The sequence below is a fragment of the Nostoc sp. 'Peltigera membranacea cyanobiont' 232 genome (assembly GCF_002245985.1).
GTDB lineage: Bacteria > Cyanobacteriota > Cyanobacteriia > Cyanobacteriales > Nostocaceae > Nostoc.
On the sequence record NZ_NOLK01000043.1, the window covers coordinates 33760 to 55659 of the forward strand.

Below are 21900 nucleotides of genomic sequence, written 5' to 3' on the forward strand. Positions count from 1 at the left end.
CCGCTACTACCAGCAGGGAGCAAGATGCTCCTACTACTTTTAAAAAGTATGGTTCTCAAAATAGATGTGGTTTCATAGCAATTTCATCCTAATTTCATAAACTTCTGTAACATTATTTATTAGGGGACAACCCTATTGCAAACTATGTTTACATCACAAATTTACAACGAACCTTAAACTACTGAATTTGATATGAGGGTGCTGCTAGTCGAAGATGAGCCAGATTTAGGGACTGCTATCAAGCGTACCTTAAATCAACAAAAATACTTGGTTGATTGGGTAATGGATGGTACTGAAGCATGGGCTTACTTAGAAAATAGTTCGGCACAATATACAGTAGCAATTCTTGACTGGATGCTTCCAGGAATTAGTGGTTTAGAACTGTGTAAAAGACTGCGTTCTCAAGCAAATCCTCTTCCTATTTTGATGCTAACCGCTAAAGATAGAATGGAAGATAAGGTTACTGGCTTAGATGCAGGTGCAGATGACTACTTAGTGAAGCCCTTTGGCATGGTAGAATTGCTAGCACGATTGCGGGCTTTGCAGCGCCGCTCTCCACATTTCCAACCTCAACAATTGACTGTTGGTAACTTGACTCTAGATTACGGCAATAGTACAGTTGTAAGACAAAATAGTATAGGCGAACAGCAAAGCATTCCTTTAACTAATAAAGAGTTCCAACTATTGGAATATTTTATGAAGCACCCCAAGCAGATTGTCACTACTGAACAAATTCGCAATCAAATTTGGGAAGTTAATGCGGAATCTAGTAGTAATGTAGTGGCGGCACAAATACGTTTATTACGTCGCAAACTCAGCAATAGCGACTGTCCTAATTTGATAGAAACTTTGCACGGTATGGGATATCGTCTGAATTTCACCAATGAATCAGAATAAGCTGTTTCGACTTACCCGTATTCGGTTGGCTCTGTATTATGCGATCGTTATGGGTTTAATTTTAAGCATATCTGCTTTCGGTTTCTATCGAGCAGTGTTTCATGCTCATGTGGTGGCTTTAGACAGTGAAATCGAGTCTGTGGGGGGGACACTGCACGATAGTATTGAATTAAAACTACAGTCGCCTGGAGATTTGAAACCTTTAGCGCATCAGTTATTCCCAAATCTAGATAACTGTGGAATTCAAGCTACTAATTGTATTCAAAAACATCCGCATTCTAAACGCCATCTTCTTGGTATTGTTACTAAAACTAGCTACTATATACGTTTTTTTGATATTTCAGGAAAATTAGTTGCTAATGCTGGTTATTATCCCAAGGGATTACCTGATGTTTTTGATCCAAAAATTTGGCAATTTCTCAAAGATAGTAAAGGTAAGGATTACCATCAAATTACCCTAGCACTGCATACCCAAAATTATCAAGACTGGGGATATATGCAGGTAGGGCGAAGTCTACAAGAGTTTAATCATTACTTGGATAGTGTAAAACTAATTTTGGTGTTAGGGTTGCTAGTGGCAATGGGTATGATTGCTGGTGCTAGTTGGTGGTTATCAGCATTAGCTATGCAGCCAATTTATCAATCCTACCGACAAATTCAACAGTTTACAGCAGATGCAGCCCATGAATTACGAACACCTCTAGCTGCGACAGGTGCAACCGTGGAATCAGCACTTTTAATGTCTCAACTAGACGAAGAAGAAGCACGGGATATTTTGCAAACTATACAGCGTCAAAATCAGCGACTAACTACTTTAGTTGTTGATTTATTAATGTTGGCACGTATGGATAGACAAGCCCAAAAGTTACAATATGAAATTTGTTGTGTAACTGATATTGTTAGTGATTTAATTGAGGAATTTGAAGCGATCGCAACTGCCGCAGGGATAAAGCTGACATCTTTAATACAAGTGAATCAACCTCTGAATATTATAGGTAATTCTGACCAGCTTTATCGCTTGTTTTCTAATTTAATTGTCAATGCAATACAATATACACCTAGAGGTGGGGAAGTAACAGTTTTCTTAGATCGCAACGACTATAATGCTGTAATTAAAGTTCAAGATACAGGGATTGGTATCCCGAAACACGAACTGACGCGGATTTTTGATCGCTTTTATCGAGTAAGTAGCGATCGCTCTCGTAACACTGGCGGTTCTGGTTTGGGACTAGCCATTGTTCAAGCTATTGTTCTTGCACATCAAGGTAATTTAAATGTACAAAGCGAATTAGGTAAAGGCAGCACTTTTACAGTTCAATTACCTTTGGATGTTACTCCGTTAAAGAGCGATCGCTTCACTCGACCACTTCTCAGGATTTGGTACAGGCGGCGTGGAACATAATCTCCTTTGCGACTTCAGTTCAACTCTATATCCTGACTGCTAATATGGTGTCCATTGTGTGATAATTCATGTTTTCTGTGAAGTAATCGCTCTCTCTCTAAAATCATCGCTTCTAGCTCACTGGCACGTTCTTCTGAAAGTGGAAATATCTCCTCACCCGTCTGTAGATTGCCTCGACAAATCGTCCGCTTACCTTCATTCCGAACAATAAAATCACCACTGGGTTGCACATAAGCAGTCCAATGGCTACCAATTTTAAACTGCTCAATTTCATTACTTGCAGATTGATTGGCTTGTCGCTGTTCGTAGGTAGTAGCGATCGCTCCTACCAAATTATCAAACATTTCTTTACGCCAGAGTTCACGGTGAATGGCTTGGAATTGCCCAGCAGTATCTAACTTTGGTTCTGATTCCGGTAATGGAACTTCTGGTAGATTGATTGACTCAGGATTCACCTTGAGGATAATACTAGAGCCATCTGGTTGCAAAGTAGCTGCAAATGTAGCACCAATCGGCAGTTTCGGACTATCAGGAGCAAAAGTACCTAAATTCTTACCATCAATCTGTAATATCGGTGTACCGTTGTAACGATAAAATTCTGGATGAGATTCGGGTAGCTCAAAAACTCCTACTTCCAAAGTAACGCTGCGCTTTTTCCATTGCTTACTAGCAAAGTTTTCATTGGCGAAGTCATTGTATTTGATACCCAACACTTTAATTTCATCAAACTGAAAATCTTGAAGCTGTTGACATACTTCCTCTGTAAACAGGTTATATGCCAAAGCACCAACACCTGAATCCTGACGTGATGTCGCCCAACTATGATCTGCTGGAGGAATAATTCTCAAATCCTTCGGGATATTAAGTTCATCTAAATCGTTAATGTTTTCGCCAAATTTAGCTGCTAATTTATCAACTACTTTGGGTGATAAGTCTTTCAAAGCAAATTCAATCAGAGGTAATTGAGGATGAATTGTGGCATCAAATTTAATTCCCTTTTGTTCTAAAGATTCTTTCCATTTAATAGCACTTGCACCAAAAGGAACACTCAAAACATAAATATCCTGTGGTAATGCAACGCTTGGCAGTTCATAATCGTGCTGAAACGAAAACGTAATTTCCATCTGTTCTGCCAGCTTTAAACAGTCTTTGCGATGCCGATCTAATTCTGGACGGGTGTGTTGTGTATGCCACAGTGCCGCCGCGCCTTCTCTGCGAGACGCTACGCATTGATTGAGCCTGTCCGCAGGATTTACAAACCTCTCTTCTGGACTGGTGAATAATTCATCAATTTCCGCCCGATAGCTTTCGTAGAGCTTTCCTAGTTCCTCATTAAAGGCTTCCCTGTCATCTCCCACCCGTTCCTTAATTTCGTCTCTAGCTTGCTGAAACCTTGTTTTCAGTTCTTCTGCCCATTCCAAGGCATCTACAGATAGCGTCTCTTTAGGAAATAGGTAGCGAAACTCATGCCTATCTCTGCTGCGAATGCGTGTTGGTTCCCACAAAGGATTGACTACAACTCTTGCAATGACGTTAATTGAGCCAGGAGCATCCGCAGGCATGGCAAAGGAGCGATAGAGCCGTTCATCTTTTTTAAAGTCAAAGAAGTAACTGGGGTGAGACTCTGACCATTTTTTGGCATCGGCGAGTAAATTTTCCCCACCTATTTCCTTGATATCTTCCAATCTTTCTGCACTTTTGGGCGAATCTACCTCAACCTGAAGTGCCTGAAATAGACGGTTTAGTAGCTTCCTTTGTCGTTTTTCAAATCGCTCTACGTTCTCCCCGTCTTGGGGCATTGATGACTGTACACGCCCAATATTTGTTGCTACCAGCCCTACTTTATTTTGACTGCTGGCAGCAGCAATCTCTGCTAAATTTTTGTATTTTAAGTTGCCTTCTTCATCTGTAATTTCCGTATACGCCAGCTTAGGACGTTGTTTAACTGGCTCAAATCGTCCCGGTTCACCTGCGCGGAGAGTTTCTTGAGCAATATGAGGTAGTTTACTAGCAGAACTGACCATTAATTGGTCGCCGTCAAAATCGGCTTGGTGGTATTCCTCGGCATCCTTGGGGTGAATCCAAACTACGTTGCGAGTTTTTTTCAATTCTGGATCGTGGATATTTTGGTAGAGGCGGATGTTGTCTGAATTGACGATGGGATAACGGGTGAGAATGACATCTCCTTCCGGTAGATGAGGTACACAGATTGTGCCACTAGTTAGGCGATCGCAAGGCATTGCCATACCCGAATTATGGTTGTATCCTCCCTTAATCGCTAAGTCACGCCATTGATTGGCTATGTAATCGGTAGCAAACTTGCGAAATTTGGGGGTTTCAATCAATTGACCATATTTATCGCTACGTAATAGGGAAATCCAGCGAGATTCCTGTGCTTGATTGTTAGCATTAGCCTCAATTTCGTTAAAAGCTTCTTCTGACTGCTCTTGCTGCGATCGCTGTTGTTTGTCATATTGTTGGATGATATATTTTGCCAACACCAAGGGATTACGCTGCAACTCGGCAAGTTCTCTAGCTTTTTCTTGGGTGGGTTTGCTCAAATCTTGTTTGATTGCTTCTTCTGAGTACCAAATGGTAAACTGCCAACTATTATCGTAGCTGGTAGCTTTGGCGTTACCTCGATTCCCGATTACCGCTTGGGGAAACTCATAGTCACCGCAGGGTATTAAGTTTTTGAGTTCCGACTTTTTAATGCCTTTAATTGAGGAACGATCCATAATAATGTCGTACCCTTTGGCATCAGTCAAATTGGCATCGGGCAGGAAAGTACCTTTGGATAAGAAGCTGGTTTTTGGGCACAGGGAATTATCTGGTTCAGCCCAATTACTTCTCCAGGCAAAGCGAAATTGGAATGGACAATTGCCTTCTCCTCCCAATTGTTTGGCAAGTTGAGGCGAAATCTTGCCGTGACAGTCTCCTGTTTTATAATGAGCATACTGTGGATCTTCAAAGTCCACAATTTTGACTCGCAGCCCTGTAAAAGTTTCTGAGCCTTTGTAGCAATTGCTAACTAGTAAAGAACCATAGCGACAGGCAGTATCTGGTTCTGTAGCGAATAAGCGTCTAATTTTTTTATGCAGTGAACCATCAGCAAAGTAATAACTATTACCAGAACTGAAAGCTAACTTGCGTCGGATTCCATCCTGAAAGGTTCTTTGTCTTAAATGGTTGGCATCTGGATTTTTACTATCAATTTTAACCAGTAGTAGAGATTGTAAATCTTCTGCTTCAAACATCTGTTCGAGCAGAGAATTTTTAATGATTTCTGGTTCAGATAAATATCTCCCCTTACCATTGTTATACGACCCATCAAAGATAGGTATGCTCAAACCAGAACCTTCTGAGACTCTAGTGGTTAAATCCATTACCAATCATCTATTAGACAGCTTATCTAGCAAGCATGAGACTCCAATATCCACCTTGGCACGAAATTACACTCGATAAAATCATCCAAGTGGATAATTTACTGATTTCATGGCAGACGGTATTTTATACGGTATTAGCTCTGCTAGCAGACTTCCAAGAAAGTTAAATAGCTGAACAGTGCTTTTAATCGTATTATCATTGTTCCACTGTGTTACTGAGGCTACACAATTTTGAAGCTACCACTAGATTTTATGAATAAAAGAATTCAACGGCTAGAAGATGGTTTATTAGTAATGCTTTATGACGATGACCCAGATTCGCCAGGAGATGAGTTGATCGTTCCTTCTGATAATGTATCCCAAGATGAGCATTACCCCGAATATGCTCATCTCAAACCTGGTGAAAGCATAATAATTAAGGAAAATCCTATCAAACCTACATCAGGTTATTATTATCCAAGTCAATACGAAGATTTAGATGAATTCCTCAACAGCGATCCTGGGGCAATTGATCGACTAGGTGATGAAAGTTCAACTACTCGTGGTTGGCGTCCACCTGAACCAGATGAATCTTGGTAAAACTTTCCTTAAGAGGCACGCATTAATAAGTTACCTTTTTGAATAACTGAAAACCTTGATTATCAGTTTTTTTTGATAAAGTAGGTAAGTTATTTCGGTGCAAATCCTTAAGCTCGATTTCCCAAATTTTTTATGCTGATAACATTTTTGAATAAGCTGTTTGCACAGGTAAATAAACTGTGAAGATACTGCCTTTCCCAACAGTCGATGAAACAGAGATATTCCCTTGATGGGCTTCAACAATTTGACGGGACAAATATAATCCTAAACCGTTCCCCCGGCGTTGATGCTTGCCCTGTCGAAAGCGATCAAATAAGAGTAATTGTTCTTCTGGATTCATGCCAATACCTGTATCCTCTACTTCAATCGTTACCCCTTGAACAGTGGAATTGAGGCGAATTTCTACTGACCCAGCATCACTGAAGCGAATGGCGTTACCAACTAAGTTAGTGAGAAGTCGGCGTAGTTCCAGGCGATCGCCTCTAACCCTAGCTAAAGAAGCTTCAGTATCCTCTGTCAAAGCAGCTTTGAGAGTTAACTGTTTAACATTAGCCAAAGGCATTAATTCTTGCACTACTTGCTGACATAATTCCCACAGATCAACCACAAAGAAATCCAAAGTTTTGCCTCCAGCTTCATACTGGTAAACTTCTAATAAGGTATCGACCATTGACAACAAAGTTTGGTTACTCTGAGCCATTTGTTCTAAAGATTCACGCATTGCTGATAAGGTATTGCCAAAAACACCTCTTTGCAGCAACTTTAGGAATTGGTCAGCAGCTATCAACGGAGTTCGCAGATCGTGAGTGAGGCGGGTCACAAAATCTTCCCGTCGCTGAATGAGGAACAGTTGTTCGTCCATACTGTGTTTCAGTCTCAACAAAGCCCGCACCCTGGCCAGTAATTCCTTCTTATCTACTGGCTTGCAAATAAATTCATCTGCACCTGCATCTAAACCTTTGACGACACTTGATTTTTCAGAACCTGTCACCAGCAAAATTGGGATAAAAGGTAAGTTTGAATTGTGCTTAATTTGCCGCGTAACTTCGTAGCCATCCATATCCGGCATCACTACATCAAGCAGTACCAAATCGGGAGGAGATTCGGCAATTTTTACCAATGCTTCAGCACCACTGTCGGCTATGATCACGTTGTATCCCTTCAGCTTTAAAGTGACTTGTAGCAAGCGGAGGCTGTCAGCTGAGTCATCAACCAGCAGAATTCTTTGGTTTCTTTGTTCTGAAGTTATATTCCAAGATAAAGTGTTCTTCATAAAACGCAATTGTTAATCTGCCTATGTGTAAGAGCCAGGGTTCTCGCTTAGAAATAAGCTACATCCTCCTATGGGTGTGATGTGGACACAAGTCAGAATAAACTGTATTGGTTTCAGTTTAACTTCAGTGCTTTTATATTTTTTTATACTTTGGGAAGATTTTTTCAGAGAATTTTCAGATTAAACGATGTCCATTTTGAACATTGGAGCTTTTTCAACAGCTAGTTGAGATATGTAGCCCTTGATATATGAACTTTTCAGCCAATACTGTAAAAACTACTGGTTTCAACCTGGATGAGGTTTAATAACATTGAAATGCCGCTTTGCATCTCAGTAGCGACATTTTGGCTGAATAGCTAAAATTTTTCGTCCAATGGAGTAATCCTTTCCTTGAAACCATATTCGACAGTTAAAAAAGTATAGTTACCAAGCTGCTGAGGTAAATGATGGTAGATATTCGAGTAGCAATTATTGAAGACCACAGCTTAACGCGGATTGGGATGCGTAGTTCTCTCAACGAGCAAGAAGGTATTCAAGTCGTGGGTGATGAAGCTACAGCCTCCAATGGGTTGAAACTGCTCCAAAGTACAAAACCAGACATAGCGATCGTCGATATTGGCTTGCCGGATAGAGACGGAATATGGCTGGTGCAGCAGTTTCGGGAATCTTTAGTGTCGGAAACAGCAGCACAGACTAAAGTAATGATGCTCACTTCCTTTGCTAAAGAGCAAATGGTACTAGCAGCGTTTGCAGCCGGGGCAGACTCTTACTGTGTGAAGACAATTAAGTTCGAGTTGTTGTTGGAAGCGCTGCATATCACCCATGAAGGTCAGTCTTGGATTGATCCAGCGATCGCTCGTATCGTTCTCAAGCATACTCGTCAAGGAGCGGCGACGGCGGTAAAACCGAATGCTACTCAGACGGTGACGATCTCTGCAATTGACCCAGAGCAAGCAAGCATTCTGCAAGCAGATCCATTGACAAATCGGGAACTGGAAGTCTTGGAGTTAATTGTCCAAGGCTATAGCAATAACGAGATTGCCCAGAAACTCTATCTCAGCCTGGGAAGTGTAAAAGTATATGTGCGTGGGGTTTTGAACAAGCTTTGTGCAAGCGATCGCACTCAAGCAGCAGTATTAGCTTTACGGGCTGGTTTGCTTAATTGAAGTCACTGTACAGAAGCAACTGTACAGTGCTTGGTTATTAATTTGAGAGGGGAGCGATGTCTACGACGGGTTACGCCTACGCACAGGAGTGACTCAGGAGAATTGCCTGCATAATACTGACTTGCGTTGTATACAGAGATTTTCCGCTACCACTTTCTAAGTCGAAATAAGTAGCAAATCGTCGTAGTTTCCCCGTCGTCAATTGCAACAAATAATCAAAGGCTTCCGCAGCAACTCGCTGGTTAATGCTCAAGGACTGGCTATTGAGCAAGGCCATTTGTTCACAGGACAAGTTGTTGTCTGCCAACTCTTCTGGTTGTAAAACCAGTAGGTCAGGTTGCTGTATAGTTGGCGCAGGTAAGCGAAAGCAGCCTAAAGCCTCGAAATCATAGTCATTGGGGTTAGTAGACAGATGAGAACCTAATAGTACCTGACCACTACGCTTGGAGTTACCGCAATCTAAATGCCAAATGTGAGGCGCAGGGCGATGAGTGTTGTGCTGAAGAACTTGGGTAATTGACTCTCTGGCTTTGGCATTGTCCACACAGGCAGTGACAACAATTAGGGTATTGTAACTGGGAACAATCCATTTGGGTTGGAAAGGTTGAGCGATCGCTGTAACTTCCATCTTCCAAGCCAGGGAGTAGCGCACCGCCAACGTTTTGGCTTTGTTGAATCCGATTTCTGCATCACAGAAGCACTGGCGTAAAACGTTAGCTGACTCAACACGATCCGGGTCAACAAAGTAGAGTTTCACCTGTTTACCTTGCTGAGAAAGAACTCTACCTAACCGAACCAAAGAAGGAGCCAACCAAGAACCAGTACCGCCACACCCAACTAGCCACAGTTCTATCTTCGAGTAGTTGACAGTCACGACAGGAGAAGCATTTGCCAAATCAAGATTTAGCTCCATAGTAAGCTTGGTTAAAGTTGATATAAGTATTGGTGAGGGGACAAGCATTTGCTAAATTGAAATTCACCTTTATAGCTTCTCCATCACATTTACAGTCGGTACATCGGTACTGTAAAATTTACAGCCAGATGAAAGTGAGACATCAACCATAAAAAAGTCTCGGTCAATGTCAAACACTGCTCTAGCAGGTACATCCCAACAGTGGCGAAACAGTCCAACCCGTAATTTAATCTCTGGTTTCAGGGTATTAACTCTACCTAGTACGCCATAGATGCGAAAGCCAGATTCATCAGCATTATCAGTGGTAGAGAAAAAGGCAGGTAAGGAACCGTGGGAATGGATGTCTACAGCCGCTTTCTGGTGGGAAGAGTCACTGCCAGAATGAGTTGGCTGGCAGCTAGTTGGAGTTTGAATTTGCTCTGGGACTTGTAAATCCCAGTCTGCATCAGTACAGTGGAGGTGAAAGAGAATTTCATGAAATTGATTGCCAGCTTGATAACTCGACCGCCACATTTCCAGTAGCAGCGGTTTGGGAATTAAGGGAGTGACTTTGAGATAAGGTGTTAGGTGAGGTAGCCCTTTGATAGTTTGGGAACACAAGCAAATAGGCATTAATACCTCTATGCCAGGACGAATGGCTCTAGCAAAGATGCCATTTCCGGCATAAAGGTACTCTAGTCCACTGCTGGTGTGTGTTGGTAGAGATGAAGTTGTGACAATTTTGTAACCAATAATGCCTTCAAGCAATGGGTTCATCGAGGATTTCCTGCACAAGCATAGCGACACTTTTCTGATTGCCGATAGGCACAAGGTCAGATACAGGATAGGTTGTGCGTCTGCATCTTTTGTGCAGTTTTAGAAGTTGCTGGCGAACATCCTTGCGGTATTTTTGTGATTTACTTATTGTTAAATGGTTGGTGAAAATACTGAAAATAAACAAATTCCAAGCATAGTTAATTGATAGACCATTAGCAGCAGATGGTTCGTTCACTCCCCAACACACCTGTCCAGAACTGTAGACATTGGGTAGTGGCACATGAAAGGCTGGTGCTTGAGGACTAAACTCTTGTTCTTGAATTGCCCAAACCCAATACTTTAATCCCTTGCCCACAAAAACTATTGCAGGTAGTGGAACGGTTAAAGATCCAAGTTCATCGCAATTGATCGTATGAGTGGCTGGTGGGATAAATTTTACCAAATATGTGTCTGTACTGCCCGTACCCCAGCGCACAATTCCTGGTTCCATCCAACCAGTATCAATGGGTTCGTTACTGAAAGCAGTTCTCAGGGCTGCGGGTGAGATACATTTGTAAATATGAGCATCGGGAATTTCTTTGTCTCGGTGGTGGAAGATGTAAATGCCATCCAAAAACAGCAATTCTGCTTGAATTACTGGAGATTTCCGAGGAGGGTCTGCCAAAATTGCTCGTAGAATCTCGCTGGATAGAATTGCTGTAGATGTAACGTCGATTAATGTGGTTTCAATGCTTGTTTCCATAGTTGTAGTAGAATCTGAGCATGAGGTTTTAAGTCTGCTTCTAGCCAATCAATTAAGTTGGCTGCACAGTTCAGCATCCGGGTGGCTTGCTGCCATTTTCTAGTGAGCAAATCAATAGATGCTTTTGACCAAGGTAGAGAGGTGCAGTCAGGTTGGTAGTAATAATCGTCTGCGTACTCGTCCAACCAAAGGTTTTTAGTTTCATGGTCTAGCAGCTTTAAAGTTAAAGGCAGAAACTTTAAAGGATTATCTAAGTGATGACACTGGCGTTTCAGTTTTTTGTGGTCAATTTTGTCTGGGCGGTCGATGTCACTGTACGTAATTTCGTAAATTGCAAATTCACTATCAAACCAATCGCTACCTTCTGGGTGTATTTCATCGAGCCAACGGCGACTGTCATGGCTAAAAGGTAAAAGTAGTTGCCAACCATCTTTGAGATGTTCAATTTCTCCATCCATTGTCCAGTCAATACCCATTGGGGTAATAGGAATGCTATGCAATCTTTGTTCATAGGCTGTTTCTACAGTCCAGTGAGATAACGGAAATAGATGAGTGTAAATCAGTACAATGAATTCCAGTTCTCTGGGACTATGGCAATCTACATCTGTAGGTGGGTAAATAGTGGCTTGGCTGGCTTTCCATTCGGTGGGAAAATAGTGCTGATACAGTGCTAGTAAGGAGTAAATGTTGAGTTGGGTTTCCAGATAATCGAGTGATTCTTTGGCATCTAAGGTAAGTTGGCACTGATAAAGACTATAAATTGCCTCTGCCATGCTGAGGGGTACGAGGTGAGACATACTTTGTACAATTCGTTATTATGAGCGTTGGAATTAAAGAAGAGATGCAGGTAGGGTATGGGGTCTACTTCAGCCGAAATGCAAACTGCTGTAATTTGGACAATAATTTACCCCTCAAGTCAATTTCCAACTCCTTTTATCAGCACTCAAAAACCTTCAGGGATAACGCTAGATGTAGGAGTGCAGGCTATTAGGGATTTTAGGGTTTGGTTGAGTGACTCAGAAAATTCTGTCCCAGCTGTGATCGCCTCTTCAATCTGGACTGATAGCTGTCCTGCATATTGCCAGTCAATTCCAGTAATGACTTGACGTTGACGCATTTGGTAGCACATTTGGACTGCGGGGTTGATTTCTTCAGGAGCCACTATCAGGGAATCTAGAGAAGAAGCACCTTTCTTACCGGGTTTCTTGATGATGTGAATGGGTTCTCCTGGTTGACGCTCAATGTCTGCGTTTGCCAGTTCAGCGCAAAGAGGAGTGAAGGCATCCCGTAGTAATTGGTCGTCAAAGGCGATCGCTTCTGGAATCCAGTGCTGTTGACCTTCGTAGATAACAAGTAATTTGTTACTATTTGTAGTAGTCATGGCATTTAAAAAAGTGAAATTTGCGTAGTATTACTTACTGGTTTAGTAGTATCTGAGCTAGCAGTTTCAGTGCGAACTGGAGTCTGGGCAGTGGGCGGTTTATTGGTTTTGACAACTTTAGTCTGGGCTATATTCCGGCGAATTTGGCGATTAGGAAAATCGGCTTTCAGTTCGTCCAGTAGTTGAACAATTGCAGGTGGTAAATCACCGAGTTCTTCTTGTTTGAGCATGGTAACTACAGGGAAATCACCGTGACTGCTGGCAGCAATCATTACAGGTCTATCTCCTGTTTGTTGTGTAGGTAGTAAAGTGATGACAATTTGAACTTTGCATTGCTCGAAAATAAATGGTTCTAGTTGATTTACCTTGTTGGTAGCAGATGTTTGTATCTCATCGTCATCTAACTGATGAGAGTCGATTTCATCTTCGGCGTAGCTATTCTCATCACTTACTGGTTCTAAAAGTTGTAAAAAGTTAGCTTTACCTGCACGCAAACGTTCCCTGTCAAATAGCAATCCTAAAGCTTGGAATTGTTCTTCAGCAGTGGTTTTTCCCTGTTGTTCTGAAATGTAAGATTTTAAGATTTCAGATGTAACAGTGAGGTTGGCTTTGACAATGGCCTGTTCTGGTGTTAGCCATTTTGTAGTCATAGCTTTTTTGGCCTTGTTAAGTGGTGTGCAAGCAGTTGTGGCGGTAGCCAGAAGTAGAAACTGTTTTTGAGAGTAGGTACTGCTAGACTAAAACATATCCCCTTTGCTTTTCTCGACTGAGCCATGTCTACGGTAATTACCCAATCCCTGACTCTGGAGGAGTTTCTCAAGCTACCAGAAACAAAGCCTGCAAACATTTACATTAATGGTGAGATTATTCAAAAACCAATGCCAAAAGGGAAGCATAGCCGATTACAGTTAAGGTTGTGCAACAGTATCAACGATGTTGCCGAAAGCCTTCATGTTGCTTATGCCTTTCCAGAACTACGGTGTAGTTTTGGTATCCGCTCAATAGTACCTGATGTAGCAGTTTTCAACTGGTCGCGTATTCCCTTTGGTGCTGATGGGGAAGCACCCAACGATTTTCTGCTTCCTCCAGACTGGACAATTGAAATTCTTTCTCCCGAACAAAGTTCAAATCGAGTTACAGGCAATATTCTCTATTGCTTAGATCATGGTTGCCAATTAGGTTGGTTAATAGACCCAGAAGATCGTTCCATTTTGGTTTTCCGTCCAAATCAGCAACCAGAACTTTTGCAGGGTGATGAGCGTTTGCCAGTGTTAGCCGGGATAGACTTGGAGTTAACTGTTGCGACTGTGTTTGGTTGGCTAAAAATGAGCAGTTAGAGAAACAGATGAAACACTATTTATTTTAGAAACCAGGCTTAATTGAGTTACGTTTGAACATATTTAACTTTCCTAGTGTCAACCTACTTAAGTATCAAAAAATAGTTATAAGTAGCAGCCAACAAAACAGTGAAATTCCTGCTGTTGGCTGATAAGTTAGTTAAAGCTATTGTTAAGTTAAAAGAGAGTCTTTGAAGTCATGAATTGCTGTTGCTGTCAAAGCATAGATAACTCGGCGCTTACGTATGATGTGAGTGCCATCTACAGGAATACCTTTCTTCCAAGCAGCAATAATAGCTTTCTTGTCTGCTGAGTAAACAGTCTTTTCTCTGCGGTATTTTGGAGACAATTGTTCTGCATCTATCAGCACCTCACAACTTGGCGGATTTTCTTGAATTGTGATGCGAAGTGAATTACCAATCATTTGCTCAGGTAGAATTCCGGCGGCGGTTTGTTCTAAAATAGTTTCATCTAATTTTTGTCGCCAGCGTTCTAGTCTTAATAGTGCTGATTGATGTACAGCTTTTAGATGTTCTAGTCGTTGCTTAATAGCCGTTATTTCAGCATCCAGTTGCAATGCTAATTCTGCTTGGATATCAACAACTTCTTCCTGAACTTCCTGAGTTTCCCAAATAGCGGTGATGATCTCAGCTTCTTCTTCAGGAGTCTGGCAATTAGTTAGCTGTTCCCAGAGATGAGCAGCAGTTTGGGAAAGTCCTGCTAAGGATTGTTGAGCGAGTGCTAAATTCATGACTACCACTCCTCACAAACTTGATAGTATTCATATTCAGCTTCAATCTGTTCTAAGATAGCTATAGTGCCTGAATCTAAATTAGTATTGAAAGATAAATTGGAAGTGACTTTTTGTGTAGGGTGAAGATTTGAAATGGGAGGAGTAACCAATTGCGCTTTAACTTTAGTGAAAATTGCTGTTAATTGTTGCATTGCTTTGGTTGTTTAACACCATCAATGTTGGCGCGATAGCGCACCTATATGTGTTGGTATTCTCCCAAATTTTTAGGAATTAACTTAATTTCAGATTATTGTTATTTTGTCAATGTCAAGCGTTAAAACTACAAATAGATATGAAGCTCATCAAAAAATCGGAAAAGCTACTCCAAGAAACAAAAATCATCGAGGAAACACAAGAACAGAATTTTCAAATTGACATTATTAATATGCAAGAACCAATGCTTGAAGAACAGCCACAAATAGGTGGAAGTAATAAGGAAGCTAACTATATTCCAGCGCGTGATAATCCTATAGTCCTTTCTGTTGGTAAGACGGGATGGCAAGTTTCTGATATTTGGAAGGATATTAGATTAGATAACTTCTAGTTATTGTCTTGATGTTGTTCTTCTTGATTGCTAAAAGTTTAACAAACGTGTGGTTATGTTTACTGGGTACTATCCAATTATTCTTTATCCACCACTAGTAAGACGTTTATACACTAAGGATTCTACAAGTCGGGAGCATCTGAAAGCTTCGTTTCAAGGATGCGTTCAATTACCAAATGGAAATGGTACGGCCAAACAAGGTGTCAGTGAAAAGCAATTTTTTCGCCATTTACTGTGTGCTTTTCTAGAGAATATTATCTGTCAAGCGGTGGAATTTGAAATTCCTGGTTCGTCTCGACGTTACTCGGCTGATTTTATCCTTTACCATCGGTTTTCTGGGTTGGCTCTCGATATTGAGATTGATGAACCTTATGCTGGAGATACAGGTAAACCTCACCACTGTATTGATGTTGATGACGATAAAATCCGTAACCGTTTTTTCTTGGAGCGCAATTGGGGTGTAGTGAGATTTGCAGAAGTTCAGGTGGTGCGTCATCCTTGGAGTTGTTGTAAGGCGATCGCTCAAATCATCGCTCGGTTGACTGGAGATGATAGTGTATTCATATTATTGCAAAGATTGGCTGATGTTCCTTTACAAAAACAGTGGACAAAGCGTGAGGCTAGGCTGATGGCTAAGAACAATTATCGTCAGTCTTATTTACCAAAAATGGGAAAATAAAACTAGAGATAGTACCTTTAATAGTCATATAGTCTCCCCAAAATAGGGCTACCGTGTACACACAAGTATTTTAGAGTTGTCTGTACACGGTAGATTATGGGTAAAAATTGCAAGGGTATTACATCGATTTTGTCAACCTCGCGTTAACTAATCTTTTTGGTTTTTTTACGCACTGTTTGTTTGATTTGCGGTGTGACTTCCACTCACGAATGCTCATGACAATTGAGCCAAAGTCCCGGCTGGCAAAGGCTGTTGTTTTATTTGCACTGTGCCAAATTGTATCCGCCTCAGCTGGTTCAAGTGGAGGTATACAGCGATCGCAATATCGGTCAAATAGTTGGCGTGGTTCGGGATGATAAGCGATTCGGTTTCTAGTGAGTAAATTAGATGTACCCAGTAGGTTAAGAGCTAATTTATAGCCAGAATTGTTTCTGTTTCCCTGAGATTCGCCATAAGTTAGTAAAGTGCGATCGCTCTTTGTTAAACAGATAGATAAAGGAACAGACACTCCGCTAGCGCGTAGTTGTTTAAGAGATGAGCGATTATCTCTGGTTGTAGCCTGTGTTACTGTCCCTCGTCGGCAATGCAAGGTTGAGCGAGGGACAGTCACAGAAGGTTGCAGTAACGCTGCTTGTGGGTCGAGAACTTCTCCATTTTTCGCTCTTGTGAGAAGTTGTACCCACTTGCGCCAACGTTGCTCAGAAAGTTCGTAGGGAAATAAGGCTGTAGAATCAAATGCGGTTTCTAGCTCTTCCACATTATACTGACAGTTTGACCAATACTGTAGGGTAATGGGGATGGTTGCACTCAATATTCCATCCACCACCCGTCTGCGAAGCATACCTGGCAATCTCATGGAACGAGCTAAGTTGCAAATGGCTGGATCTGCGTTTTGGATAATCGTCAGTTGGCGATTGAGATACAGCCATTCAGCAGGATTCAAGAAATGACTGCATTTAAAGTAAACGTGCAGGGATTTCCCACCTGTGTAAACTACGGCGGCAGGTTCCAAGTTGATTTCATCCTTTAGCCAATCTACAGCTTGTCGCTGCTCATTCAACGCCAAATCATCAATTTCGTAGAATAAACATTGGCATTGACTAACGTGCTGATTGCTGATTCCCTTGTCTGGTTGGTTGGGGTAAAAGCTGACTGTGGCACCAAGATATGACATTTTAAATGCCAATGCCCAACCATCAGCATAGCGTTTAGGTGTCAGCCGCCAGCAGGTGTTGCCTTGTTTGTCTCGACCTCCGTAAGTACAGCAGTAGAGTTGAAATCCTTGCTGGGTGATTTTACCGCAGAGAATGTAGTGGGAGTAGACAAATTGACCATTGCGACAGTAGTTATTCCAGTTTTTAGGTATCATTTCTATGGGCAAGTCCCAAGAAATTCTGAGCCAAATTTTGGTTCCGGTGGTAAAGCCTATTTGTCTAAGAAATTTAATGGTTGTTTGTCTGGGATTGAAGATCATGGCAGTTACGCCTAGAGAATTTATCCCTCTCTAAGTGGCGTTAGCTGCGCTAGAACAAACTTTTCCACATTTGACTTAGATAAATTTTCGCGTGAAACCTTTGATTGGCTTGGCTCACTCAGAAAAATTAGATTTGCTGCTTCTTAGCAACAAGTTCCTCTAGTTCAGTTATTCTCGCTTGCAATGCCGCCACTTCTTGTTCAGAATAGCGAATAGGAATGTGCTGTGGACAGTTCCAATTCCAAGCTTCAATGTGAAACAGAATCACTCGTTCCACTTCTGCTTCATAGTTAGGAAGTTTCAGGCTTTCAATTAGTTCACTATCATCTTCTACATACATAGCCCGTCCCCAAATTTTCAACCGTCGGCGATGGCGATAATCCATCAAAAACAAAAAAGCTTTGTCATTTTCGTCAAGATTACCAACGGTAACATATTGAACATTGCCTTTGAAGTCAGCAAATCCTAAAGTCTTTTCATCTATAGCTTTCAAAAACCCAGGTTGTCCACCACGAAATTGAATGTATGGATAACCATTAGAACCGACGGTTCCTAAATAAAAACCATCCATTTGGGCGATAAATTCCTCAATTTCTGGTGTGATGGTATCGTTAGAAGGGCCATTTTGCTCAAATCGAGCATAGGTCTGCCGTGAGCCACGTTGTTCTTGAGCAACTTTGACAGCAGGCGTGAAAGCAATTTGCGTAAATTTACGTGCCATATAACTCTTTATTTTTACATATCTAAAAACAGGGGAAGATAGAGAAAAGACAGGGGAGCAGAGAAGGGAAAAAATTCCTCTGACTCTCTACCTTCTCCATCTAAACTGGGTGTTATTTGCCTATACCAAGGTAGGTGCTGCAATTCCTTGCATTCCTATAAAACCGGGAAGGGTCTTAACTCGCTCAATCCATGCCAGAATATGAGGATAAGAGTCAAGAGCAATTTTGCCATCTGGTGCTAAGGCAACATAGGGGAATACTGCTATATCTGCAATAGTTATCCGCTCGAACTCTAACCATTGGCGATCGCGCAAATGTTGGTTAAGTTGTGTAAGAATAAACTCTGCTTTTTGGTTAGCTCTGTCAATATCAATACTGGTGGCATTAAACAGATAGTACAAACGAGCCGATTCTGGCCCCTGACGCACTTCACCCGCAGTTGTAGATAGCCAACGTACAACCTGACTAAGTGAGACAGCATCCAGTGGCAACCATTGTTCACCACCATAACAACGAGCCAAATAAACTAAAATTGCCTGTGCGTCTTTTATAATTGTGTCGCCATCCACTAATACGGGAACTTGACCGAAGGGATTAAGCGACTGAAATTCAGAGGCTTTGTGTTCCCCCTTCAGCAAATCGACCTTAATCCATTCATGTTCAATGCCCAATAGTGATAGCAAGAGCTTGACCTTATAGCTGTTACCAGAGAGTTCGTGACCATAAAGCTTAATCATTGGTTAATCCTCAATATTCTGTAAAAAGAAGCACTGTTAGGTTAAAAATTAGCGGTCTAACGGGAATAAGAACGACAGCAATCAGAGATAGTCACGGCAAGTTGATTTCTCCCGTTGTCAACTGATACCTCTTGCGATTCGAGATGCTGCATAGACATCCCTGCAAATTAAGGAATTGGTACAGTTATTTTGTACCGAACGCTTGGTACAAAATAACTGTACCAATCGTTCGGTATAATGTCAAGAGATGAGATTTCAATTTCTGTAAATGGCAAAAGATACTTATATTCCCTGCTTGCTACAACTGTTTCGACAGTATGGTTACGATGGGGCGACTTTATCGAAAATTTCACAAGCGACAGGTTTGGGGAAAGCCAGTCTCTACCATCACTTCCCCGGTGGGAAGGATGAAATGGTGACGGCGGTGTTGGATTTTATGGAATGTTGGTTGGAGGAACACATTTTACAGATACTTCGCGGTGGAGGAGATGCGCTCACTCGGTTGACTAAGATGTGTGAGCAGATTAACGAGCTATATGAAGGCGGACAACAACCCTGTATGTGTGCCATCTTGTTGATGGGGTCAGCACGAGATATCTTTCATACCAAGGTGCAAACGCTATTACGAACCTGGATTGATGAAATAGCAACTGTTTTGAGGGCAGCCGGATTAGATGAGACCCTGGCTCATGAGCGTGGGGAAGATGCTGCTATTGCCATTCAAGGCGCTCTGATTGTGGCGCAGGGTTTGGATGATGTGGCTCCTTTTGTCCGTGTGATGAAGCAATTGCCACAACAACTGTGCCAAGATTTATAGGAGAGTGATTACACAGTTCATACCAAATATTTGAAAATCGGTCTGTCCGATTCCGTTTTCCCAGGGATTTCAGATCGGGGTGACAACTATATATTTACAACATCTACTGGGAAGCGATAGCCATTTGGTATGGCAATGAAAATATTACAGGTGTTGTTCAAATTTTCATCTGAGCGTGTCGGTTCATGAAGCCCTAAATACTGACAGACAACATCCAAACTACTATCTCGCCGATAACCACGACCACGCAAATCTTTTGAGTAAGCTACTGGCATTGAATTTGACAATCACTATCTCTTTAGCTTGCCGTTTCTTGTAGTTCAATTACCTGAAAATTGCTGTAATGATAAATGATATCAAAGTTCCCAACCTTGAAGCTCTGGTATTCGGCTTTGGTTGGGTTGTGAGTGATTGTTAGTTAGCATCCCATTCCAACCAGCTTCACCGGGAGAAACTTTTTTGGCTTGAGGTAGTTCAGCCAGTATCTCAACTATCAAGTCCTCAACTTTCTCATTATTTTTAAAAGCGATGACTACTGTATCGATCGCTCGCAAAAATTCTAAAGGTATTTGCTCGCTATCGCCTACACTCCAATACAATGTAGGTTTGCGCTTTTCTTTGTCAACAGTTGATTCTAAGGCAATGACAGAGAGAACTTCAATCGGGTCACTTAGTAGCACTGCTCTTTCTACTGTGGCATCTGTAGCAATCCAAAAACTACCATTTTTCGTAGCTTCAGAGTTGAGAGTAATGGCGGTGAAGTTACCTGTTGGTTCTAGCTGCTTGGCAAGAGTTGGAAGATCATCGAGTGTGCGTTCCACAAATATTGCTTGACCTGTTTGACTTGCATAGAGCCAACCCTTTTCATACAATTCTGTGAGCAGAGAATTGGGTAAATTGTACTGCTGGCTTAAGTTTAGGCGTATTTGCTCCCAGTTTGTTGGTTCTCGTGTAGGCAAGGAGTTTGTTTGAGTAACTGCTGACGTGTTATTTTCAACAGTTTGCTCCATGAGTTTCTGGATACGTTTGTCATCCTGTTTTGCAGGTACTGCTGGTGTAGGATTTTCAATAGCTTGTTCCATGAGTTTCTGGATGCGTTTGTCATCCCGCTTGGGACTGTAGTTTACACCTCGATGCTTTTGTAAACCAGGAAAGGTATATGCTTTACCGAGATGCGTACCACTAAAAGCCACACCATCAAGTTGATAACTAATGCCTTTGACAATGCCTGTGCGAGTATAAACAACGCGGATATTAATACCTTGTTGTTGCTCTCGCTCTATTAACTCTGGCATAGTGGGATGGTCGTGGGTTGCTTGGTCGAGCGATCGCTGAAGTCTCACTCTAACGCTTTCCTCTCCAGTTCTGGCAAGGTGCCTACGTTCACCAGTAGTTGGACTATGCTTATCTTTTTCCCAACTTGGTTGCACCGATTGTAAATTGTATTCCTGCTCCAACTTGCGAATTACCGCTTCACTTCTGCGATCGTCCCAGCTATCACAAACCGTAGTGCCATCTAATTGAATGCGACTGGCAGCAATATGTATGTGTTCATGAGTCCGATCAGTATGCCGCACTACGACATATTGGTTCATATCAAAACCCATTGCTTGCAGATACTTTTGGGCGATTTCATCCCAAGTATCATCATCTAAACTCTCCTTATGGGCCAAACTGAGAGAAGCGTGATAAACAGCTCTGCTCACCTTCGGGTTTAATCTTCGAGATATACCAAATTCAGCTGCTAGTTCGCGTGGGTTTGTTCCTTCCATATTCCCACCGATTTGTCTCGCTCCATCTTTGCCAAAAAGGTAGTTTAGCAGTCCCCGAAAACTTTTACCTTTGATGTGCTTGCCAATCATCCTTCATCTTGTAAATCAGTGATTAAATCAATTTCAGCAATCTCTCGGCGCACCTGTTTCACCAAATCTCTTACCTGTGACAACAATGCTCTATCTACGACCACAGGTTCTCCCATGAGTACTGAAGTATTGATTGCTTTAGCTATTTGGTTGAGGTTATTGCCTATTTTCCCCAACTCCCAGTAAGTTTGACCTGCTACTTTGGTGACACGCCTGGGCAATCTATTTTTCAGAGTCTTGGCACGAAACAATTCACTCATAGTGAGATTATTTTCATCTGCCATTAACTGTACTTTCTCATATTCTGCCAAAGTCAGTCTAATGTCTATCCTGTGTGAGCGTTTCTGTCGCATTATTGATGCATTAGTCATTAGCTGTTTTAAGTTTGACGACTGCACTATCATTTGTCATTGACCAAGCGGTTACTTACGATTCTGGTT

General features: G+C 41.8%; 25 protein-coding genes. 9 read left to right on the top strand and 16 right to left on the bottom strand.

Annotated elements, in window-relative coordinates; translation table 11 throughout:
* Nucleotides 1–192 precede the first annotated feature (192 nt).
* Both rppA and rppB read left to right on the top strand, forming a co-directional pair.
* The gene (rppA, locus tag CDG79_RS16445; RefSeq protein ID WP_094343065.1) at nt 193–897 is read left to right on the top strand and encodes a two-component system response regulator RppA; all 705 of its coding nucleotides are present in this window, start codon (nt 193–195) and stop codon (nt 895–897) included.
* A complete protein-coding gene (gene rppB / locus CDG79_RS16450) occupies nt 884–2299 on the top strand; it encodes a two-component system sensor histidine kinase RppB (RefSeq protein ID WP_094343066.1) in 1416 nt (471 codons plus the stop codon). The genes rppA and rppB overlap by 14 nt, the downstream gene beginning before the upstream one ends.
* Before the next feature lie 14 nt (nt 2300–2313).
* Here the strand turns inward: rppB and CDG79_RS16455 are convergent, their stop codons facing one another.
* Nucleotides 2314–5685, bottom strand: a complete 3372-nt coding sequence (locus CDG79_RS16455; protein ID WP_094343067.1) for an RNA dependent RNA polymerase — start codon at nt 5683–5685, stop codon at nt 2314–2316.
* 35 nt (nt 5686–5720) lie between these two features.
* On the opposite strand from CDG79_RS16455, the gene CDG79_RS44860 reads away from it, so the two are divergent.
* On the top strand, nt 5721–5852 hold the full coding sequence (locus CDG79_RS44860) for a hypothetical protein (protein ID WP_262985806.1): 132 nt from the start codon (nt 5721–5723) through the stop codon (nt 5850–5852).
* Nucleotides 5853–5937: 85 nt separating this feature from the next.
* Nucleotides 5938–6264, top strand: a complete 327-nt coding sequence (locus CDG79_RS16460) for a hypothetical protein (protein ID WP_094343068.1) — start codon at nt 5938–5940, stop codon at nt 6262–6264.
* A 130-nt stretch (nt 6265–6394) separates the two neighbouring features.
* On the opposite strand, the gene CDG79_RS16465 is transcribed toward CDG79_RS16460, so the two are convergent.
* Nucleotides 6395–7537 (bottom strand): hybrid sensor histidine kinase/response regulator, encoded by a 1143-nt coding sequence (locus CDG79_RS16465; protein ID WP_094343069.1) that lies wholly within the window; start codon nt 7535–7537, stop codon nt 6395–6397.
* Between the two features lie 446 nt (nt 7538–7983).
* Here CDG79_RS16465 and CDG79_RS16470 point away from each other — a divergent pair, with 446 nt between their 5' ends.
* Nucleotides 7984–8703 carry a response regulator gene (locus tag CDG79_RS16470; protein WP_094343070.1) on the top strand — a complete coding sequence of 240 codons (720 nt, stop codon included), beginning with the start codon at nt 7984–7986 and terminating at the stop codon, nt 8701–8703.
* A gap of 76 nt (nt 8704–8779) precedes the next feature.
* Here CDG79_RS16470 and CDG79_RS16475 read toward each other — a convergent pair whose 3' ends face one another.
* From CDG79_RS16475 to CDG79_RS16500, 6 genes are all read right to left on the bottom strand, one after another.
* Nucleotides 8780–9616: a ThiF family adenylyltransferase gene (locus CDG79_RS16475; protein ID WP_094343071.1), complete on the bottom strand. Its 837-nt coding sequence runs from the start codon at nt 9614–9616 to the stop codon at nt 8780–8782.
* Nucleotides 9617–9685: 69 nt separating this feature from the next.
* The gene (locus tag CDG79_RS16480; protein ID WP_094343072.1) at nt 9686–10372 is read right to left on the bottom strand and encodes a hypothetical protein; all 687 of its coding nucleotides are present in this window, start codon (nt 10370–10372) and stop codon (nt 9686–9688) included.
* Complete coding sequence (locus CDG79_RS16485) at nt 10356–11114, bottom strand: hypothetical protein (protein ID WP_094343073.1); 759 nt, start codon at nt 11112–11114, stop codon at nt 10356–10358. Before CDG79_RS16485 ends, CDG79_RS16480 begins: the two co-directional genes overlap by 17 nt.
* The gene (locus CDG79_RS16490; RefSeq protein ID WP_143855499.1) at nt 11087–11911 is read right to left on the bottom strand and encodes a hypothetical protein; all 825 of its coding nucleotides are present in this window, start codon (nt 11909–11911) and stop codon (nt 11087–11089) included. Before CDG79_RS16490 ends, CDG79_RS16485 begins: the two co-directional genes overlap by 28 nt.
* Before the next feature lie 146 nt (nt 11912–12057).
* Nucleotides 12058–12495, bottom strand: a complete 438-nt coding sequence (locus CDG79_RS16495) for a hypothetical protein (RefSeq protein ID WP_094343075.1) — start codon at nt 12493–12495, stop codon at nt 12058–12060.
* 5 nt (nt 12496–12500) lie between these two features.
* Nucleotides 12501–13145, bottom strand: a complete 645-nt coding sequence (locus tag CDG79_RS16500) for a hypothetical protein (RefSeq protein ID WP_094343076.1) — start codon at nt 13143–13145, stop codon at nt 12501–12503.
* Between the two features lie 123 nt (nt 13146–13268).
* Between CDG79_RS16500 and CDG79_RS16505 the strand changes: the two genes are divergently transcribed.
* Complete coding sequence (locus CDG79_RS16505) at nt 13269–13832, top strand: Uma2 family endonuclease (protein WP_094343077.1); 564 nt, start codon at nt 13269–13271, stop codon at nt 13830–13832.
* Between the two features lie 172 nt (nt 13833–14004).
* Here CDG79_RS16505 and CDG79_RS16510 read toward each other — a convergent pair whose 3' ends face one another.
* Both CDG79_RS16510 and CDG79_RS16515 read right to left on the bottom strand, forming a co-directional pair.
* Nucleotides 14005–14583: a siphovirus Gp157 family protein gene (locus tag CDG79_RS16510; protein WP_094343078.1), complete on the bottom strand. Its 579-nt coding sequence runs from the start codon at nt 14581–14583 to the stop codon at nt 14005–14007.
* Between the two features lie 2 nt (nt 14584–14585).
* Nucleotides 14586–14777 (bottom strand): hypothetical protein, encoded by a 192-nt coding sequence (locus CDG79_RS16515; RefSeq protein ID WP_094343079.1) that lies wholly within the window; start codon nt 14775–14777, stop codon nt 14586–14588.
* 140 nt (nt 14778–14917) lie between these two features.
* Between CDG79_RS16515 and CDG79_RS16520 the strand changes: the two genes are divergently transcribed.
* A complete protein-coding gene (locus CDG79_RS16520; protein ID WP_189525022.1) occupies nt 14918–15169 on the top strand; it encodes a hypothetical protein in 252 nt (83 codons plus the stop codon).
* Nucleotides 15170–15224: 55 nt separating this feature from the next.
* Nucleotides 15225–15848 (top strand): hypothetical protein, encoded by a 624-nt coding sequence (locus tag CDG79_RS16525; RefSeq protein WP_094343080.1) that lies wholly within the window; start codon nt 15225–15227, stop codon nt 15846–15848.
* A gap of 118 nt (nt 15849–15966) precedes the next feature.
* On the opposite strand, the gene CDG79_RS16530 is transcribed toward CDG79_RS16525, so the two are convergent.
* From CDG79_RS16530 to CDG79_RS16540, 3 genes are all read right to left on the bottom strand, one after another.
* Complete coding sequence (locus CDG79_RS16530) at nt 15967–17322, bottom strand: hypothetical protein (protein ID WP_094343081.1); 1356 nt, start codon at nt 17320–17322, stop codon at nt 15967–15969.
* 127 nt (nt 17323–17449) lie between these two features.
* Nucleotides 17450–18043, bottom strand: coding sequence for a pyridoxamine 5'-phosphate oxidase family protein (locus CDG79_RS16535; RefSeq protein ID WP_094343082.1), 594 nt, complete (start codon nt 18041–18043; stop codon nt 17450–17452).
* Between the two features lie 120 nt (nt 18044–18163).
* Complete coding sequence (locus CDG79_RS16540) at nt 18164–18781, bottom strand: glutathione S-transferase family protein (RefSeq protein ID WP_094343083.1); 618 nt, start codon at nt 18779–18781, stop codon at nt 18164–18166.
* A gap of 268 nt (nt 18782–19049) precedes the next feature.
* Between CDG79_RS16540 and CDG79_RS16545 the strand changes: the two genes are divergently transcribed.
* A complete protein-coding gene (locus tag CDG79_RS16545) occupies nt 19050–19598 on the top strand; it encodes a TetR/AcrR family transcriptional regulator (RefSeq protein ID WP_094343084.1) in 549 nt (182 codons plus the stop codon).
* A gap of 86 nt (nt 19599–19684) precedes the next feature.
* On the opposite strand, the gene CDG79_RS16550 is transcribed toward CDG79_RS16545, so the two are convergent.
* From CDG79_RS16550 to CDG79_RS16560, 3 genes are all read right to left on the bottom strand, one after another.
* Nucleotides 19685–19885: a hypothetical protein gene (locus CDG79_RS16550; protein WP_189525023.1), complete on the bottom strand. Its 201-nt coding sequence runs from the start codon at nt 19883–19885 to the stop codon at nt 19685–19687.
* Nucleotides 19886–19954: 69 nt separating this feature from the next.
* Complete coding sequence (locus tag CDG79_RS16555; protein WP_094343086.1) at nt 19955–21460, bottom strand: relaxase/mobilization nuclease domain-containing protein; 1506 nt, start codon at nt 21458–21460, stop codon at nt 19955–19957.
* Nucleotides 21457–21831 carry a plasmid mobilization protein gene (locus CDG79_RS16560; RefSeq protein ID WP_223278182.1) on the bottom strand — a complete coding sequence of 125 codons (375 nt, stop codon included), beginning with the start codon at nt 21829–21831 and terminating at the stop codon, nt 21457–21459. Before CDG79_RS16560 ends, CDG79_RS16555 begins: the two co-directional genes overlap by 4 nt.
* Nucleotides 21832–21900 lie beyond the last annotated feature (69 nt).